The organism is Mesorhizobium sp. M1403, assembly GCF_040317695.1.
Taxonomy (GTDB): Bacteria; Pseudomonadota; Alphaproteobacteria; order Rhizobiales; family Rhizobiaceae; genus Mesorhizobium.
Genome location: NZ_JAMYKY010000005.1, coordinates 153,924 through 171,719, shown reverse-complemented (window position 1 = coordinate 171,719; position 17,796 = coordinate 153,924). Strand labels below are relative to the sequence as shown.

General features: G+C 63.9%; 16 protein-coding genes and 1 pseudogene. 7 read left to right on the top strand and 10 right to left on the bottom strand.

Annotated elements, in window-relative coordinates:
* Nucleotides 1-59 precede the first annotated feature (59 nt).
* The 3 genes from NKH01_RS12130 to NKH01_RS12120 form a co-directional block, all read right to left on the bottom strand.
* Nucleotides 60-284, bottom strand: a complete 225-nt coding sequence (locus tag NKH01_RS12130) for a hypothetical protein (protein ID WP_353020311.1) — start codon at nt 282-284, stop codon at nt 60-62.
* A gap of 71 nt (nt 285-355) precedes the next feature.
* Nucleotides 356-856, bottom strand: coding sequence for an MmcB family DNA repair protein (locus NKH01_RS12125; RefSeq protein ID WP_352493730.1), 501 nt, complete (start codon nt 854-856; stop codon nt 356-358).
* 74 nt (nt 857-930) lie between these two features.
* Nucleotides 931-1,230, bottom strand: coding sequence for a DUF1330 domain-containing protein (locus NKH01_RS12120; RefSeq protein ID WP_023717905.1), 300 nt, complete (start codon nt 1,228-1,230; stop codon nt 931-933).
* 153 nt (nt 1,231-1,383) lie between these two features.
* On the opposite strand from NKH01_RS12120, the gene NKH01_RS12115 reads away from it, so the two are divergent.
* The 3 genes from NKH01_RS12115 (at nt 1,384) to NKH01_RS12105 (ending at nt 2,125) form a co-directional block, all read left to right on the top strand.
* Nucleotides 1,384-1,710, top strand: a complete 327-nt coding sequence (locus tag NKH01_RS12115) for a GYD domain-containing protein (RefSeq protein WP_023717906.1) — start codon at nt 1,384-1,386, stop codon at nt 1,708-1,710.
* 160 nt (nt 1,711-1,870) lie between these two features.
* On the top strand, nt 1,871-1,999 hold the full coding sequence (locus tag NKH01_RS12110) for a hypothetical protein (RefSeq protein ID WP_352483307.1): 129 nt from the start codon (nt 1,871-1,873) through the stop codon (nt 1,997-1,999).
* On the top strand, nt 2,000-2,125 hold the full coding sequence (locus tag NKH01_RS12105; protein ID WP_352467528.1) for a hypothetical protein: 126 nt from the start codon (nt 2,000-2,002) through the stop codon (nt 2,123-2,125). It begins immediately after the preceding gene.
* Between the two features lie 55 nt (nt 2,126-2,180).
* Here the strand turns inward: NKH01_RS12105 and NKH01_RS12100 are convergent.
* Nucleotides 2,181-2,264 (bottom strand): annotated as a pseudogene (locus NKH01_RS12100) (MerR family DNA-binding transcriptional regulator); the annotation flags it as partial.
* Between the two features lie 223 nt (nt 2,265-2,487).
* Between NKH01_RS12100 and NKH01_RS12095 the strand changes: the two are divergent.
* The gene (locus tag NKH01_RS12095; RefSeq protein WP_023717909.1) at nt 2,488-3,105 is read left to right on the top strand and encodes a L,D-transpeptidase; all 618 of its coding nucleotides are present in this window, start codon (nt 2,488-2,490) and stop codon (nt 3,103-3,105) included.
* Nucleotides 3,106-3,273: 168 nt separating this feature from the next.
* On the opposite strand, the gene NKH01_RS12090 is transcribed toward NKH01_RS12095, so the two are convergent.
* The 5 genes from NKH01_RS12090 to NKH01_RS12070 form a co-directional block, all read right to left on the bottom strand.
* Entirely contained in the window at nt 3,274-3,843 is a 570-nt protein-coding gene (locus NKH01_RS12090) for a NifU family protein (RefSeq protein WP_023717910.1), read from the bottom strand.
* Nucleotides 3,844-4,121: 278 nt separating this feature from the next.
* Nucleotides 4,122-4,613, bottom strand: a complete 492-nt coding sequence (locus NKH01_RS12085; RefSeq protein WP_023717912.1) for a universal stress protein — start codon at nt 4,611-4,613, stop codon at nt 4,122-4,124.
* Nucleotides 4,614-4,805: 192 nt separating this feature from the next.
* Entirely contained in the window at nt 4,806-5,888 is a 1,083-nt protein-coding gene (trpS, locus tag NKH01_RS12080; RefSeq protein ID WP_352483309.1) for a tryptophan--tRNA ligase, read from the bottom strand.
* A 293-nt stretch (nt 5,889-6,181) separates the two neighbouring features.
* Nucleotides 6,182-7,780, bottom strand: a complete 1,599-nt coding sequence (gene murJ, locus NKH01_RS12075) for a murein biosynthesis integral membrane protein MurJ (RefSeq protein WP_352483310.1) — start codon at nt 7,778-7,780, stop codon at nt 6,182-6,184.
* 46 nt (nt 7,781-7,826) lie between these two features.
* Nucleotides 7,827-10,625 carry a [protein-PII] uridylyltransferase gene (locus NKH01_RS12070; RefSeq protein ID WP_353020308.1) on the bottom strand — a complete coding sequence of 933 codons (2,799 nt, stop codon included), beginning with the start codon at nt 10,623-10,625 and terminating at the stop codon, nt 7,827-7,829.
* 227 nt (nt 10,626-10,852) lie between these two features.
* On the opposite strand from NKH01_RS12070, the gene NKH01_RS12065 reads away from it, so the two are divergent.
* The 3 genes from NKH01_RS12065 to NKH01_RS12055 all read left to right on the top strand — a co-directional run bounded on the left by NKH01_RS12065 (nt 10,853) and on the right by NKH01_RS12055 (nt 14,742).
* Nucleotides 10,853-13,357 (top strand): heavy metal translocating P-type ATPase, encoded by a 2,505-nt coding sequence (locus NKH01_RS12065; RefSeq protein ID WP_353020307.1) that lies wholly within the window; start codon nt 10,853-10,855, stop codon nt 13,355-13,357.
* Nucleotides 13,358-13,400: 43 nt separating this feature from the next.
* Nucleotides 13,401-13,787 carry a CopM family metallochaperone gene (gene copM, locus NKH01_RS12060; protein ID WP_353020306.1) on the top strand — a complete coding sequence of 129 codons (387 nt, stop codon included), beginning with the start codon at nt 13,401-13,403 and terminating at the stop codon, nt 13,785-13,787.
* A 109-nt stretch (nt 13,788-13,896) separates the two neighbouring features.
* Nucleotides 13,897-14,742 carry an aldo/keto reductase gene (locus NKH01_RS12055; protein ID WP_353020304.1) on the top strand — a complete coding sequence of 282 codons (846 nt, stop codon included), beginning with the start codon at nt 13,897-13,899 and terminating at the stop codon, nt 14,740-14,742.
* A gap of 224 nt (nt 14,743-14,966) precedes the next feature.
* On the opposite strand, the gene mutS is transcribed toward NKH01_RS12055, so the two are convergent.
* Complete coding sequence (gene mutS / locus NKH01_RS12050; RefSeq protein WP_353020303.1) at nt 14,967-17,678, bottom strand: DNA mismatch repair protein MutS; 2,712 nt, start codon at nt 17,676-17,678, stop codon at nt 14,967-14,969.
* Between the last annotated feature and the right edge of the window lie 118 nt (nt 17,679-17,796).

Genomic DNA, 17,796 nt, shown 5'->3' with positions numbered 1-17,796 from the left:
GCCGCGGGCCTACATTCACACCCTCTAAGGTTTCATCTGCCGCAAGTCTCGCGGCTCTGCTATGATCGGCGATAACAAATCGTCGGGTCGGGCGGACAAACCTCGTGAGGCCGATCGAAACTCGATACGCGCTCAGCGGCGACGTGCGGATCGCCTATCAGGTGGTCGGCCAGGGATCGCTCGATCTCGTCTTCGTGCCGGGTTTCATTTCCAATCTCGACCTGCACTGGGAAGACGAAGGCTACAGCCGGCTGTTGGCGTTCCTTGCGGAACACCGCAGTCATACATCGTCTCTTATGCAAGGTGGCGGCAGCCGGGGCAGCGCAAGCCTCCATGACTACGGAGAGGGAAACCCCTACTCGCTCTCACCCTCCAGCGCCGGCACCGACACACCGGCAAGCTCCGCCGCCAGCAGCCGCGCGGCACCGGCGCGCGCGATCCGCAGCATCAGCGCCTTGCGCGTCGCCGCCGCCATGCGGTGCTCGGGCGCATCGCGCAGGACCTCGGCGCCATAGCCATCGGAGAGAATGAAGCCGCACTCTTCCGGAAAGATCTCCGCGGGCACGCCGGGATGGGTGGCGAAGAAGAAGCGGTCGGAATGCAGCCGGTAGTCCGGCCATTTGCGGTCGACCCTGAAATCCTCGATCGAGGATTTGATCTCGATGATCCAGATATCGCCCTGGCGGGTCAGCGCTACGAGATCGGCGCGGCGCCCGGTGGCCAGCGACAGTTCGGGCAAGACATGCGCGCCCATCTGCTTGAGCAGCCGCTGCACGCCACGCCTGACCAGCATGGCACGCTCCGACTGGCGACCGTCGAGAAGGGGGTTGAGGGGTAGAGGTGAGATGATAGGCATGGCCGCACCATGTCAGATTTTGTTCACGGTTTGAACCCGGTTTTTTGGGGCTATTATCTGGTTGACAACCCCCTCTAACTAACCGGCATCATGCCCTCCAGAGCAATGATCCTCGTCTTTGCACAGCGTTCGCGGATGGCTTTGAGGCGGCCGTATTCCGGAGAGTCGTACCATGCGAGGAGCGAGGCCATGTCGGGAAATTCGACGATGACAAGGCGATGAGGCTCCCAATCGCCTTCCAGCACTTTGGTGGCTCCGCCACGAGCGATGTACCTTCCCCCGTAGCGGGCTTCGGTTGCAGGCACGTCCCGGCGGTATTCCTCGAAAACGGCGGCGTCGGTTATGTCGACATCGGCAATGAGATATGCGGCCATTGACCTTACTCCCCTTGGGAAAGGCAATTGAAACAGGTCTATTAGCGGTCCCGCAACTAAGCCAGCGGTACTACGCCTCGGAAACGACTCGCGTTCTCCCGGATTGGGGCGCTTAACTGTCTTGGTGGGGGCAGCTCTGGGAGGAGACGAACCATGCCGATGTATCTCACGCGATTCAGCTACAGGCCCGAAACCTGGGCGCGCTTGATGGATAATCCCGAGGACAGACGCGAGGCTGCCCGTTCCTACATCGAGTCGGTCGGCGGAAAGCTGCACGGGTTCTGGTATGCCTTCGGAGAGTACGATGGCTGGAACCTATGGGAGGCGCCGGACAACGTGTCCATGGCCTCTGTCATGCTCGCCATCGGTGCGGGAGGCGCGCTCAGCTCGTACGAGACCACCGTCCTGTTAAGTGTCGAAGAGACGATGGACGCGCTTGGGAAAGCGAAGTCGATCCGGTATCGCCCACCGGGATCATGACGGCCGCCCGTGCTTTGCGGAGTGTCGAGGCTGGTAACGCTTGCTCTCGGACGGCGCACGTTCCTAAACTTTTGCGCAAAAGAGTCCGCTGCACCCTCTTGGCAGCGCCGGCAGCTTGCGCTTTCAATGTCGGCCACGGGATTTTTACGAGGAGCATTAGATGACGGACGATGACGGACGTAAATCGGCGACACCGGAGGAAATCCGCTCGGCCGTTAGAGGATGGGCGGTGCTTGGGGCAATCATCGTTGCCGTGTTTGGTGCCGCATACGTCATGATCGATAGTTGAATGGCCGACGATCCTGGTCGCCCCGATGGACTGCCTGAAAAGATCGGCACGGTCCTTGGTGCATTGGTGGTGATCGGCACGTTCGGGCTTCTGGCCTGGACCGTGCTTCGCGGCGTTCTTTATTGAACCCGGCCTATTGAACCAGGCTTGTCAGGATTATCTCCTGCAGCGGCCGCGTCTCAGGCCGGATCAGGCCGATCTCCTCGTAGTAACGGATGGTCTTGGCCGGCAGGCCAGAGCGCCGGGCAGCGTCACCGACATTCATGGTGATTTCCCCGTCTCGGGGTTCTTGTTCTTGGCCCATTGATTTTGCAGCATAATCCTGCGGGGGCTGTTGCCGAAATGCCATAGTCGCAGGTTTACCAGCACGCAAGCCCAAGGATATAGGCATCGCCCGCTTGGCAAGCAAAGCAAATGCCAGCATGAATGAAGATGAAAAAAGCGGCCGACTCGAGCCGCTGTTGTTTGGGCAGGCATCGGACCTTTTCATGCGCATGAAGTCACTTGCAATCGTCGCGGCCCTGGCGCTGTCGACGGCTGTCGCCGGTTGCAGCACCATCGGCTCGCAGATCTTCACCAACAACTATGGCGCGGTGACCGATGCCGGCTATCATCTGCCGCGCATCCCGATCGAAAAGGTGCCGTTCAAATACCGCCGGCAGATCGTCGACTACGACACCAGGGAAAAGCCGGGCACCATCATCGTCGATACGCAGAACAAGTTCCTCTATTTCGTCATGGGCGACGGCGAAGCGATGCGCTACGGCATCGGCGTCGGCCGTGAAGGTTTCGAATGGCACGGCACCGCCCGTATCGCACTAAAGCGCGAATGGCCGACCTGGACGCCGCCTTCGCAGATGATCAGGCGACAGCCGGAGCTGGCCAAGTTTGCCGGCGGCATGGAGCCGGGGTTGAAGAACCCGCTCGGCGCGCGCGCCATGTACCTGTTCAACAAGGGCGGCGATATGGGCTACCGCCTGCATGGCAGCCCGGAATGGAATTCCATCGGCAAGGCGATGTCGTCGGGCTGCATCCGGCTGATGAACCAGGACATTATCGACCTCTACGACCGCACCTCGGTCGGCGCCAAGGTCATTGTGCTGTAAGACCATGATCCCGAAAAGCGGGACCCGGTTTTCGGACAAGATCATGGTCAAACAAGAAGAGCTTTATACGCGGACCGTCTAGGCAACAACACAGACGTCGCAAACAGAAAACCGGGCACTTTGGCCCGGTTTTTTGTTGTCTATCGACGTTGACGATGGAACGGCGCGTCAGGAGACCTGTTCGACGTGCTGCACTTCCGGCACAAAGTGCCGGAGCAGGTTCTGGATGCCGTGCTTCAGCGTCGCCGTCGACGACGGGCAGCCGGCGCAGGCGCCTTTCATGTGCAGGAACACGGTGCCGTTCTCGAAGCCGCGGAAGGTGATGTCGCCGCCGTCCTGGGCCACCGCCGGGCGCACCCGCGTGTCGAGCAGCTCCTTGATGGTGACGACCAGCTCCTCGTCGGCCTTGTCGTAGAATTCGCCGGTCTGGCTGGTCTCGGCGGCCGGGCCGGCCTTGGCCATCACCGGGGCACCGGACATGAAGTGCTCCATGATGGCGCCGAGGATAGCCGGCTTCAGATGCTGCCAGTCGGGGCCGTCCTTGGTCACGGTGATGAAATCATAGCCGAAGAAGACGCCGGTGACGCCGGGGATCTCGAACAGCCGGCCGGCCAGCGGCGAAGCCGTCGCGGCACTGTCGGCATCGCGGAAATCGGCGGTGCCTTCTTGCAGCACTTCCTTGCCGGGCAGGAATTTCAGCGTTGTCGGGTTTGGCGTCGACTCGGTCTGGATGAACATGGCCATCTCCGTGCCCGTTTCGGGCAGCTAGTTTGGAATAATTCTAATTAGGCTTTATCCGCCCGACATTCAAGCGAAAGGCATCGCGGGGAACGGCTGGCTGGTGGAATGTTTTGCTAGCTCGCTGAAACAATTGGAGATGTGTTGAGATTCAGGTCAGGCCGAGCCGAAAATGATGGTTTCCGAGAACCGGAGCGGAGCGTACTTTTGGTACGTGAGCACCGGAAGCGCAGGAAGCCGCCATTTGTAGGCCGGCCTCACCTGAATATCGGCACATCTCAGGCGAGGCTGTCGATCTCCTCGTCCGACAGGTTCTGCGGCACCACAGTCACTGGAATCGGAAAGGCGGCGCCCTTGCCGGCAACCGCGCCGACCAGCGGCCCAGGCCCTTCCTTGCCAGCGCCTGCCGCCAGCACCAGGATGGCGATGTCCTGGTCTTCCTCGATCAGCTTGTGGATCTCTTCCGTCGGCTTGCCTTCGCGCACCACCAGTTCCGGCTCGATGCCGAGCTTCTGGCGCACCTTGTTGGCGTAACTGTCGAGCGCGGCGCGCGCCGTGGCGGTCGCCTCCTCGCGCATGATCTTCTCGACGCCCAGCCAGTGCTGGAAATCATCCGGCTCGATGACATAGAGCAGCACCAACACGCCGCCCGTGCTTTGCGCCCGCTTCGAGGCGTAGGCGACGGCGCGCTCGCATTCCGGCGTGTCGTCGATGATCGCCAGGAACTTGCGGCGATGACCGGCTTCGCGGCTGAGGCGTTTGGAGACCATATTCACCCTGCTCGATGGTTTCGGCCGCAATCTGCCACCGCCACAGCCCGCCCGCAAGCGACCGGCGGCTGTGGCGATATTGGTGCAGCTTAAAGCGCGTCGCGTTCGACCAGCCTCATGCGACGCGCTTCAGGTTCTTGTTTTATGCATGTCGTTATCGCAAAACCGCTGCACACTTTTGCGCGACATAAATTAGCCTTGCAGCAGGCCGATAATGTCGCGCACGGTCTTCATCGTCGCTTCGGCCAATGTGCCGGCACGCTCGCCGCCATCCCGCAGCACCGCGTCGACATAGGCGCGGTCGCCGGAGATGCGGCGCATCTCGCCGGCGATCGGCGCCAGCTTTTCCACCGCGAGATCGGCCAGCGCCGGCTTGAACACCGAAAACTGCTGGCCGCCGAATTCCTTCAGCACCGCCTCTTTCGATATTTCGGCGAGGCCGGCATAGATGCCGACGAGGTTTTCCGCTTCCGGCCGGCCGGCAAGCCCGTCCAGTTCGCCGGGCAAAGCCTCCGGGTCCGTCTTGGCCTTGCGGATCTTCTTCGAGATGGCGTCGGCATCGTCAGTCAGGTTGATGCGCGACAGGTCCGACGGGTCGGACTTCGACATCTTTTTCGAACCGTCGCGCAGCGACATGATGCGCGCCGCCGGGCCGCCGATGACCGGCTCGGTCAGCGGGAAATAGCCGTTCACCGTCTCTTCGCCGACCTGCATCTCGACGCCGACGCCAAGCGCCGCGATGCGGTCCGAAAAGTCGTTGTTGAATTTCTGCGCAATATCGCGGGTCAGCTCCAGATGCTGCTTCTGGTCGTCGCCGACCGGCACATGGGTGGCGCGGTAGACGAGGATATCGGCGGCCATCAGGGAGGGATAGGCGAGCAGGCCGAGCGAGGCGTTCTCGCGGTCCTTGCCGGCCTTGTCCTTGAACTGCGTCATGCGGTTCATCCAGCCGATGCGCGCCACGCAGTTGAAGATCCAGGCAAGCTCGGCGTGCTGCATCACCCGCGACTGGTTGAAGACGATGTGCTTGGTCGGATCGATGCCGGAGGCGAGAAACGCCGCGGTGATCGAACGCGTCTGGTCCTGAAGATCCTCATAGACGAGCTGCGCGGTCAGCGAATGCAGGTCGACGACGCAATAGATGCAGTCGGAGGTGTCCTGCAGGGCGACGAATTTCTTGATGGCGCCGAGATAATTGCCGAGGTGCAGATTGCCGGTTGGCTGGACACCGGAAAAGACGAGTGGCTTGAAGGCGAGCTGGTTGAGGTCGGGCATGGTGTTTCCCTGGCTTGTGGAGGGCCGTTTCGCGCGCGGCGAAAGTCTTGCGACGGCGCGCTTATGGACGAGAGCGAGAAGACGATCAAGAGGGGTGTTGGCTAGGCCGCGCAGGGCTTTGACCGTGGCCGAGCAAGACGCCACAGAAGGCTGTTTGAAGGGGATGGCGCCGACCAGAATCAAAAACCCGCCTTGCGGCGGGGTCGTCGGTGCGAATCAGCACCATACGCAAATCAGTAGCATAGCTGCCGGCACAAAGCAAGAACAAAATTGGCGCTGACGAATTTTCCGCCTCACGAATCCGGAGATTGCTCGTTGACCGGCTGGGAGCCCTTCCGCCCGATATTGCGTCGGATCATGCCGAAATCGGCACCCCCGGTGGCAAACGCAGTGACGAAGTAAAGCAGCGCCCCGCCAGCGACCAGCGCAAGCAGCGTTACCGCCTTGATCACCAGCGGCGAGCCGGAGGCGAGACTTGCGGCGAACCAGTGTTCGGCAAAATAGAGGGCCGCGGCCATCACCGCTGCCGACAGCACCAGCCGCGGAATGCGTTTCATCAGCGGCACGTCGCGGCCCCAATGGCCGCGCCGGATCAGCACGGCCAGCAGCATCGCCGCATTGACCCAGCCGGCGACGGCGGAGGCAACCGCGATGCCGGGCGCGCCCATGGTCGGAAACAGCGTCAGCGCCGTCGTAATGTTAACCGCCACCGAGATGGCGGCGAAAATCATCGGCGTGCGCGTGTCCTCGCGGGCGAAATAGCCTGGGGTGAAGGCCTTGATCAGCACGAAGGCCGGCAGACCGAGGCCGAAGATCGCCAGGATTGCCGCGACCGTCGGCGTCGAATTGTTGGCGGCGAAGGCGCCGCGCTCATAGACCAGCCGCACGATCGGCTCGGACATGACCAGCAGGGCGGCCGCCGCCGGCAAGGTCATGAACAGGGTGAACTCGACCGAGCGGTTCTGCAGATTGGCCGCCTCGACCAGATTGCCTGACTTCAGCGCCCGCGACAGTTCCGGCAAAAGCACGATGGCGACGGCGACGCCGACGACGCCCAGCGGCAGCTGGTAAACGCGGTCGGCATAGGCCAGCGACGACACCGCGCTGTCCTGCGCCGACGCGATCGCCGTGCCAATCAGCTGGTTGATCTGGGTGATGCCGCCGGTGATCGCCGCCGGCAGTGCCAGGATCAGCAGCCGCTTGACGCTGGGCGTCATCTTCGGCCGGCGGAAGCCGATCGAAATGCCGGCATGGCGCACCGCCGCCCAGACGATCGCCAGCTGCACCAAGCCGGCCGCCAGTACGCCCCAGGCCAGCCCGAAACCGACGGTGCGGGCGTCCGAACCCTTGTACCAGGCATAGGCAAGCACGGCGATGAGGATGATGTTGAGGAACACCGGCGCCACCGCGGCGGCGAAATAGCGGCGCAGCGAATTCAGCATGCCGGCCATCATGGCGCCGAGCGACATGCAGATCAGGTAAGGGAACATGACGGTCGCCAGTGCCACCGTCATCTCGAATTTTCCGGGCGTGTCGGCAAAGCCCGGCGCCACCAGGTAGCGCACGATCAGCGGCATCGCCAGTTCCATGGCGATGGTCAGCGCCAGAAGCGCGGTGAACAAGACGCCGAACACCTCTTCGGAAAAACGCTTGGCGCCGTCGGTGCCGTGCGTCTCGATCTCTTTGGCGAACAGCGGCACGAAGGCGGCGTTGAAGGCGCCTTCGGCGAACAGCCGGCGAAAGGTGTTGGGAAACTGGAAGGCGGCGTTGAAGGCGTCGGCGATCGGCCCGGTGCCGAGTGCGGCAGCCATCAGCATCTCGCGGCCAAAGCCGAGGGCGCGGCTCATCAGCGTGCCGGAAGCGACCGTGGCGAATTTCTTGACAAGGCTCATGCGCTTGAAGACTGCCTGTGGGATTGGGGCAAATGGAAGGTAACAGTCACTCGGCGGCCGTTTTGGTCTTGCCGCGCTCGGACGCCGTGCCCTCGAGCACCGCGATCAGCCTGTTGCGGATGGTCGCCGTACGCGACGGGCTGTCGATCTTCTGGCCGGTGAGATCGGTGACGTAGAACGTGTCGATGACCTTTTCGCCGAAGGTGGTGATGTGGGCCGAGGCGATGTCGAGCGACAGGTCCGACAACATGCCGGTGATCTCCGACAGAAGGCCCGGCCTGTCCAGTCCTTCGACCTCGATCACCGAGAACCGGTTCGACAGGGTGTTGCGGATCTCGGCGCGTGGCGGGATGCGGAAGACCTTGGCGCCGCGCCGTGGCTTGGTGCGCTTCTCGATCATTTCGGGCAGCCAGCTCTTGCCCGACAGCACGTCCTCGATCAGCCGGCCGACGCGCTCGGCACGGCGACGCTCGTCCTCGTCGCGGTCGAACTCCCTCGAGATCAGGATGGTGTCGAGCGCGCGGCCGTCCGAAGTGGTGAATATCTGCGCGTCGACGATGTTGCCGCCGGCCGCAGCACAGGCGCCGGCAATCACCGAGAGCAGGCGCGGATGGTCCTGCGCCAGCACCGTGATCTCGGTCACCGCCTCGAACTGGTGGGTCTTGACCATGGTGGCGAGCTTCTTGCCGGCGTGATCGGCCTCGCGGATGAATTCGGCATGGCGCAGCTGGTCGGGAAGATCGACCGCCAGCAGATAGTTCTCGTAGTGCTGGCCGACATAACGCTTGCGGGCCTTTTCCGGCCAGTCGGCAAGCGCCTCGGCCAGTTGCTCGCGCGCCGCCGCCGTCCGCTTGGCGCGCGACACCTCCGAAAACCCGCCGGTCAACAAAAGCTCGGTCTCGTAGTAGAGCGTGCGCAGCAACTGGCCTTTCCAGCCGTTCCAGACACCAGGCCCGACGCCTCTGATATCGCAGACGGTAAGCACTAAAAGCATTTTCAGCCGTTCGACCGACTGCACGATGGCGGCAAAATCCTCGATCGTCTTGCGGTCGTTGAGATCGCGGGTCTGCGCCGTCATCGACATGACGAGGTGGTTCTCGACCAGCCAGGCGACCGTTTCGGTGTCGGCCGGCGAGAGCCCCATATGCGGGCAGATGCGCCGGGCGATCCTGGCGCCGGCTTGCGAATGGTCCTCCGGCCTGCCCTTGGCGATGTCGTGCAGCAGCACGGCGACGTAGAGCGCCTCGCGGCTCTTCTTCAGCCCCGGCATCAGCGCGTGGGAAAGCGGATGCACTTTTTCGCCGTCGCCGCGCTCGATCTCGGCCAGCACGCCGATGCAGCGGATCAAATGCTCGTCCACGGTGTAGTGGTGATACATCGAGAACTGCATCATGGCGACGATCTTGCCGAAGTCCGGGATCAGCTTGGCAAGCAGTCCGGCCTCGTTCATTCGCCGCAGATTGAGCTCGGCGTTGCGGTCCGAGGTCAAGATGTCGAGGAACAGCCGGTTGGCCTCCTCGTCGCGCCTGAGCGCCTTGCCGACGAGGCCGAGAGAGCGGGTCAAAAGCTTCAGCGCATCGGGGTGGAATTCCAGGCCGTGCTTGTCGGCAAACCAGAACAGCCTGAGCAGGTTGACCGGATCGCGCTCGAACACCTCGTCGTCGGCAATGTTGATGCGGTGGTTGTCGACGATGAAATCGGCCGTGCCGGCGAGCTTGCGCTTGCGCCGCGAGAAGGTGAGGAAGATGCGGTTGAAGCCCGGCACATGCTTGGCCTGCTCCTCTTCCAGCGCGGCGCAGAAAATGCGGGTCAGGTCGCCGACATCCTTGGCGACGAGGAAGTAGTGCTTCATGAAGCGCTCGACCGCCGACAGGCCGGGATGGGTGGTGTAGCCGAGCCGCTCAGTGATGTCGCGCTGGATGTCGAAATGCAGCCGCTCCTCCGCCTTGCCGGTGAGGAAATGCATGTGGCAGCGCACCGCCCACAGGAAGTCCTCGGCCTTCTGGAATTCCCTGTATTCGGCGTCGGTGAAGACGCCCTTGTCGACCAGTTCCTCGCCGGTGCGCACCCGGTAGAAATATTTGGCGATCCAGAACAGCGTCTGCAGGTCGCGCAGGCCGCCCTTGCCGTCCTTGACGTTGGGTTCGACCAGGTAGCGGCTCTCGCCGGCCTTGGCGTGGCGCTCGTCGCGTTCGGCGAGCTTGGCCTGGACATATTCGGGGCCGGTGGTGCGCACCACCTCGTGGTCGAAGCGCTGCAGAAGCTCGTCATAGAGCTTTTGCTCGCCCCACAGGAAGCGCGCCTCCAGGATCGAGGTGCGGATGGTGATGTCGGTGCGCGACAGCCTGAGGCACTCGTCGATGTTGCGCGTCGCGTGGCCGACCTTCAGCCCGAGGTCCCACAGCATGTAGAGCATATATTCGACGATCTGCTCGCCCCACGGCGTCTGCTTGTAGGGCAGCAGGAACAGGAGATCGATGTCGGACCCCGGCGCCAGCGTGCCGCGGCCATAGCCGCCGACGGCGACGACCGCCATGCGCTCGGCCGACGATGGGTTTTTCACGCGGTAGACATGGGTGGCAGCGAAATCGTAGAGCGCACGGATGATCTCATCCATCAGATGCGACAGCCGGGCGGCGCAGGCGGTGCCGCTGCCGTCGTCCATCAGCATGCGTTCGGCGACAGTGCGCCCGTCGGCGAGCCGGCTTTTGAGCAGCTTGAGGACGCCGCCGCGCGCGGCCTTGCCGGAGCCGTCGCCTGCCGTGGCCGCGGTCAGTTCGGTCATCTCGCGGCGCAAGGCTTCGCCGTCGATCAGTTCCTCGAGCTTCAGGGATATTCTTGCCATAAATGCCTTTCGGCCTCGCCGTTTCGGCGGCGTCTATAGCGCGTTTTCGCGGCGCTGGGTATGGGGCGGACGGACGCGTTCTCGCCAGCGGTGGAACAGGACGATCGTCTCATGCCCGCAGCCGGTTGGGTTTGGGCTTGGCCACCAAAAATCGAAATGAGCCCTTGACCTTCCAGTTACTGGAAGCACTACCTCCGCCGCAACATCGAAACACAGAGGCTTTCGGCATGACGCATTCCGACCACGATCATCACAGCCATGGCAGCTGCTGCTCGGCAAAGAGCGCCTCCCCTGCCGCGGACGCCGTCGTCCGCGATCCGGTCTGCGGCATGACCGTCGATGCGGCCGCCGGCAAGCCGACCGCCGAGCATGGCGGCCATCGCTATCATTTCTGCAGCGAAAGCTGCCGTTCGAAATTCGTCGCCGAACCTGAAAAATATCTGACCGCCACCGATCCCGTCTGCGGCATGAGCGTCGATCGCGCCACGGCCAAGCACTTTTTGCGCCACGAGGGCCAAGGCTTCTATTTCTGCTCCGCCGGCTGCAAGGCGAAGTTCGAGGCCGAGCCGGCAAAATATCTCGGCGACAAGCCGGCGCCGCAGGCGATGCCCAAGGGCACGCAATACACCTGCCCGATGCATCCTGAAATCATCCGCGACAAGCCCGGCTCCTGCCCGATCTGCGGCATGGCGCTGGAGCCGATGGGCGTGCCGACCGGCGACGAGGGGCCTAACCCCGAACTGGTCGATTTCACCAGGCGCTTCTGGGTGAGCGCGGTGCTGTCCGTGCCGTTGCTGGTCATCGCCATGGCACCGATGCTCGGCCTGACATTCCAGGCCTTCATCGACGACCGCGCGAAGGTCTGGCTGGAGCTGGCGCTGGCGAGCCCCGTGGTGCTGTGGGCGGCATTCCCGTTCTTCCACCGCGGCTGGGATTCGATCCTCAATCGCAGCCCCAATATGTGGACGCTGATTTCGCTCGGCGTCGGTGCCGCCTATCTCTACAGTGTCGTCGCCACACTGTTTCCGGGCCTCTTTCCGCACCAGTTCCGCGGCCATGATGGCACCGTGCCGGTCTATTTCGAGGCGGCGGCAGTGATCGTTGCGCTGGTGTTCCTCGGCCAGGTGCTGGAATTGCGTGCCCGTGAGAAAACCGGCTCGGCGATCCGCGCGCTGCTCGACCTGGCGCCGAAGACGGCGCGGCTGATCGGCGCGGACGGTTCCGAAAACGACGTGCCGCTCGAAACGGTCAAAGCCGGCCACCGCTTGCGCATCCGCCCCGGCGACGCCGTGCCGGTCGACGGCATTGTGCTCGAAGGACGCTCCTCCATCGACGAATCGATGATCACGGGCGAGCCGCTGCCGGTCGAAAAGACCGAAGGCGACAACCTCACCGGCGGCACGCTCAACAAGAATGGCTCACTGGTCATGCGCGCCGAAAAGATCGGCGCCGAGACGACACTGGCGCGGATCGTCGAGCTTGTCGCCAAGGCGCAGCGTTCACGCGCGCCGATCCAGGGGTTGGCCGACCGCGTCTCGTTCTACTTCGTCCCGGCCGTCGTGCTGGTCGCGATCATTGCGTTTATCGCCTGGGCGATCGTCGGACCGGAACCCAGCCTGGTGTTTGCCATCGTCGCGGCGGTCTCGGTACTGATTATCGCCTGTCCATGTGCGCTGGGCCTTGCGACCCCAATGTCGATCATGACCGCTACCGGGCGCGGCGCGCATGCCGGCGTGCTGATCAAGGAAGCGGCGGCGCTCGAGCGCTTTGCCTCGGTCGACACGCTGATCGTCGACAAGACGGGAACGCTGACCGAAGGCCGGCCGCGACTGACCGACGTCGTTGCCGTCGAAGGCATGGCGCAAGACGAGTTGCTGGCGCTCGCCGCCGGGCTGGAAAAAGGCTCGGAGCATCCGCTGGCCGAGGCGATCGTTGACGGCGCCCGCGGACGCGGGGTGAAGGTCCCCGACGCGAGCGGTTTCGAGGCTGGCACCGGCAAGGGTGTTTCCGGCACGGTTTCGGGACAGAAGGTGGCGCTTGGCAATGCCGCGATGATGGCCGATCTCGGCATCGATACGGCATCGGTCCTGGCCAGTGCCGAGGCGCTGCAGTCCGACGGCAAGACCGCGATGTTCGTCGCTGTCGCAGGCAAGCTCGCCGGCCTCGTCGCCGTCGCCGACCCGATCAAGGCGACCACCGCCGAGGCGATCAAGGCGCTGCATGACAGCGGGCTGAAGATCGTCATGGCGACCGGCGACAATGAGCGCACCGCCAAGGCCATCGCCGCCAAGCTCGGCATCGACGCGGTGCATGCCGGGCTTTTGCCCGAACAGAAGAACGCGCTGGTCGAGGAGTTGCGCGCCGGCGGTGCCGGCGTCGCCATGGCCGGCGATGGCGTCAACGATGCGCCGGCACTTGCCGCCGCCGATGTCGGCATCGCCATGGGCACCGGCGCCGATGTTGCGGTCGAAAGTGCGGGGATTACGCTGGTCAAGGGCGATCTCAACGGTATCGTCAGGGCCAGGACGCTGGCCCGCGCGACGATCCGCAACATCCGCCAGAACCTGTTTTTCGCTTTTCTCTACAATGTGCTTGGCGTGCCGGTGGCTGCCGGCGTGCTTTATCCGCTCACCGGCACGCTGTTGTCGCCGATGATTGCGGCGGCGGCGATGAGCCTGTCTTCGGTTTCGGTCATCGCCAACGCATTGCGGCTCAGGACATTGAAACTCTGAGTAAAACTTCCAGATACACCCTGTTCAAAAAAGGAGACGATGAATGACCTTGGCCAAGAAGATCGTGCTGCTGATGATGGCGGCGGGAATGCTGCTTGCTGTTTTCCTCGAAAGCGTTCCTGCACAAGCCGAGGAGATGAAGCACGACATGGGCGCCATGGGCGCGCAGAGCCCCTCGACCGAGGGCTACAAGGCGGCGATGGACAAGATGCATACCGACATGATGGCGATCGAATATTCCGGCAATGCCGATGTCGATTTCGCCCGCGGCATGATCCCGCATCACCAGGCTGCCATCGACATGGCCAAGGTCGAGCTCGCCAATGGCAAGGATCCGGAAATCCGCAAGCTGGCCGAAGCGGTGATCGCGGCGCAGGAAGCCGAGATCAAGCAGATGCAGGACTGGCTCGCCGCCCATCCGGTGAAGTAGGCGTCACGCTGTCGAGGAATCCAGGCGAGAGGCTTCACCTGGATTTCTGCTTCACCTGGATTTCGCTTGGCGGCTATGGTGCTATCCGGGCCTCGGACTGGAGCATGCCATGCCATCGACGATACGAACGACCACCCTGCCCTGCGGCGAAGCCGTGCCGGTGCTCGGCCAGGGCACCTGGAAGATGGGCGAAGACGGCCGCCGCCGTGGCGACGAGGCCAATGCCCTGAAGCTCGGGCTGGATCTCGGCATGACGCTGATCGACACCGCCGAAATGTATGCCAGCGGCGGTGCCGAGGAGGTGGTGGCGGAGGCCATCGCTGGTCGCCGCGACGAGGTTTTCCTGGTGTCCAAAGTGCTGCCGTCCAATGCCTCGCGCGCCGGCGTGAAACGGGCCTGCGAGAACAGCCTGAGGCATCTCGCCACCGACCGCATCGATCTTTATTTGCTGCATTGGCCGGGCAGCGTGCCCTTGACGGAAACGGTCGAGGCATTCGAAGCGTTGAAGGCAGCCGGCAAGATCCGCCATTGGGGCGTCAGCAATTTCGATACCGGCGAGATGGAAGAGCTGGTCCGATTGCCGGCCGGCGGCAACGTCCAGACCAATCAGGTGCTCTACAATCTGTCGCAGCGCGGCGTCGAGTTCGACCTCGCCCCGTGGAGCCGGCAACGCGGTATGCCGCTGATGGCCTATTCGCCGGTCGATCAGGGGGTATTGGCGCGCAATGCCAGGTTAGATGCCATCGCCGCTCGCCACGGTGCGACGCCGGCGCAGATCGCGCTTGCCTGGGTGATGGCGCAGGACGGGGTGATCGCGATTCCCAAAGCTAGCCGCCCGGAGCATATCCGGCAGAATGTCGCGGCGTTGGACATCGAGCTCACGAGCGAAGATTTCGCCGAAATTGACCGCGCCTTCCCACCGCCGAGGCGGAAGTCGGGCCTGGCGATGATTTGAGGGGGGTGGGGCGGAAGGCAAGCCAAAGCAGCGTTCCGTCACACCCCCCTCTGTCCTGCCGGACATCTCCCCCTCAAGGGGGGAGATTGGATCTCGCATCGGCTTTCGCCAACTTCGAACGTCGAAGGAAAAAGCGCTGTCAGCGAAACTGCCAATCTCCCCCCTTGAGGGGGAGATGTCCGGCAGGACAGAGGGGGGCGCCGTAGAGCGCTATCGGACGAGCACTACTTCCCCACCATCCCCTTCAGCCGGTACAGCGCTTCCAGCGCCTCGCGTGGCGTCATCTCGTCGGGATTGATCTCCGCTAGCGCTTCACCCAGCCCATCACTCCTGGCCGGCTTCGACGCTTCCCGCTTCGCCGCCACGGAAAACAGCGGCAGGTCGTCGACCAGGCGGTTGGCCTTGCCCGAGACCTCTCCGGCTTCAAGCTGGTGCAGCACTTCTTTGGCCCGGCCGACGACGGCTTCCGGCAGGCCGGCCAGCCGCGCTACCTGGACGCCGTAGGAACGGTCGGCGGCACCCTTGCCGACCTCGTGCAGGAAGACCACGTCGCCCTCCCATTCCTTGACCCGCATGGTGACGTTGGAGAGCCGCGGCAGTTTTCCGGCCAACGCCGTCATCTCGTGGAAATGCGTGGCGAAGATCGCCCGGCAGCGGTTTTTCTCGTGCAAATATTCGACCGCCGCCCAGGCGATCGAGAGGCCGTCGAAGGTGGCGGTGCCGCGGCCGATCTCGTCGAGGATGACCAGTGCGCGTTCGCCGGCCTGGTTGAGGATCGCCGCTGTCTCGACCATCTCGACCATGAAGGTCGAGCGGCCGCGCGCCAGATCGTCGGAGGCGCCGACCCGCGAAAACAGCCGGTCGACGACGCCGATATGGGCTGATGCCGCCGGCACGAAGGAGCCGGTCTGGGCAAGGATGGCGATCAGCGCGTTTTGCCTGAGAAAGGTCGACTTGCCGCCCATATTGGGGCCGGTCAGCAGCCAGATCGCGCCGGCCTTGGCATCGCCTTGCGGCGACAGATCGCAGTCATTGGCGACGAACGGGCCTTCGCCGGAACGCCGCAGCGCCTGTTCGACCACCGGATGGCGTCCACCCGAAATCTCGAAGGCAAGACTCGCATCGACCAGCGGCCGGCACCAGGCCTCGCTTTCGGAAAGCAAGGCAAGTGCGGCCGAAACGTCGAGCACGGCAAGCGCTTCGGCGCCGGTGCGGATCGTGTCGGCCTGGCGGACGACTTCCGCCGTCAGCGTCTCGAAAGCGGCAAGCTCGATCGCCAGCGCCCGGTCGGCGGCATTGGCGATCTTCGATTCCAGCTCGGCGAGTTCCGTGGTGGTAAAGCGCATGGCGTTGGCCATGGTCTGGCGGTGGATGAAGCGCGCCTTGGCGCCGTCGCTGCCGGTCATCAGCGCATGGTGGTTGGCGGTGACTTCGATGTAGTATCCCAGCACATTGTTGTGCCTGATCTTCAGCGAGCGGATGCCGGTCTCGTCGATCAGCGAACGCTCCAGCCCGGCGATCACTTTTCGCGACTCGTCGCGCAGCGCCCGCATTTCGTCGAGCTCGGCGTGGTAGCCGCCACGGACAAAGCCGCCGTCGCGCTTCAGCAGCGGCAGCTCGTCGCTGAGCGCCTGCGTCAGATGCGCCGCCAGCGCGCCGGGCAGTGCCTTGATGGCCGCTAGCGCCGCCGCCAGTTCGGCGGGCAAGGCGGTTTGCCCGAACAGTCCGGCGATGGCGCCGGCCGCTTCGAAACCGGCGCGCAGCGCGCCGAGATCGCGCGGACCGCCGCGGTTGAGCGCCAGCCTGGACAGCGCGCGCGGCATGTCGGCGACGCTCTTCAGGCTGGCCCGCACCGCCTGGCAGAGGCGCGTCTCGGAGCGGAAGAACGACACCGAATCCAGCCTTGCAGCGATTGCCGCCGGGTCGGTCAGCGGCGCCATCAGCCGGTCAGCGAGCAGCCTTGCGCCGCCACCGGTCACCGTGCGGTCGATCGCCTTGAACAGCGACCCCTCGCGGCTGCCGGACAGCGTGCGCAGCAGCTCCAGATTGGCGCGCGTCGCCGGGTCGATGAACAGTGTCGATCCCTGCTCCTCGCGCTCCGGCCGCGACAGCGGCGGCCGCTCCGCTTTCTGCGTCTTCTCGACATACGCGATGACGCCTGAGATCGCCGACAGCTCGGCACGCGAAAACGAGCCGAAACTGTCAGGCGTCGCCACCTCGAAGAAGCGGGCGATGCGGCCGGCGGCCGAAGCCGAATTGAACAGCGACGGCGGCTGCGGGCTGGCGACGCGGCCGAGCACGTCGAACACCGGTTTCAGCTCCGGGTCGTAAAACACCGGTTCGGCGACGATCAGCTCGCGCGGATCGACACGGAAGACGTCGGCGAGCAGCCGGTCGGCGGTGGTTTCAGCGACGCGGAAGACACCGGTCGAGATCTCGATCCAGGCCAACGCGAAGGAATGCTCGGCGCCGCCCTTGACCCGTCCCAGCGCCATCAGAAAACTCGATTCCGACGGCGCCAGCAGTTTGTCCTCGGTGATGGTGCCTGGCGTCACCAGCCGCACAACATCGCGGCGCACCACCGATTTGCCGCCGCGCTTCCTGGCCTCGGCTGGATCCTCGATCTGCTCGCAGACGGCGACGCGGAACCCCTGGCCGATCAGCTTCTGCAAATAATCGTCGGCGGCGTGCACCGCCACGCCGCACATCGGGATGTCGAGCCCCTGGTGCTTGCCGCGCTTGGTCAGCACGATGCCGAGCGCCCGGCTTGCCTTCTCGGCATCGTCGAAGAACAGCTCGTAGAAATCGCCCATGCGGTAGAACAGCAGCGAATCCGGGTTCGCCGCCTTGATCTCGATGTACTGCTCCATCATCGGCGTCGCCGGCGCGAAGGCCGGCGTGGCGTTGTCGCTTCGAATGGGCGTCTCGTCGTTCAAAAAGCTGCTTCCAAAAGTTTCCAAGCCATGCTTGGCGGTTTACAGCGGCGAAGTGTAGCCTTAATCCCGAACCTTCCACAAAAGAAAGCATGCGCACCCATCTCAAGCGGTGCCGTAC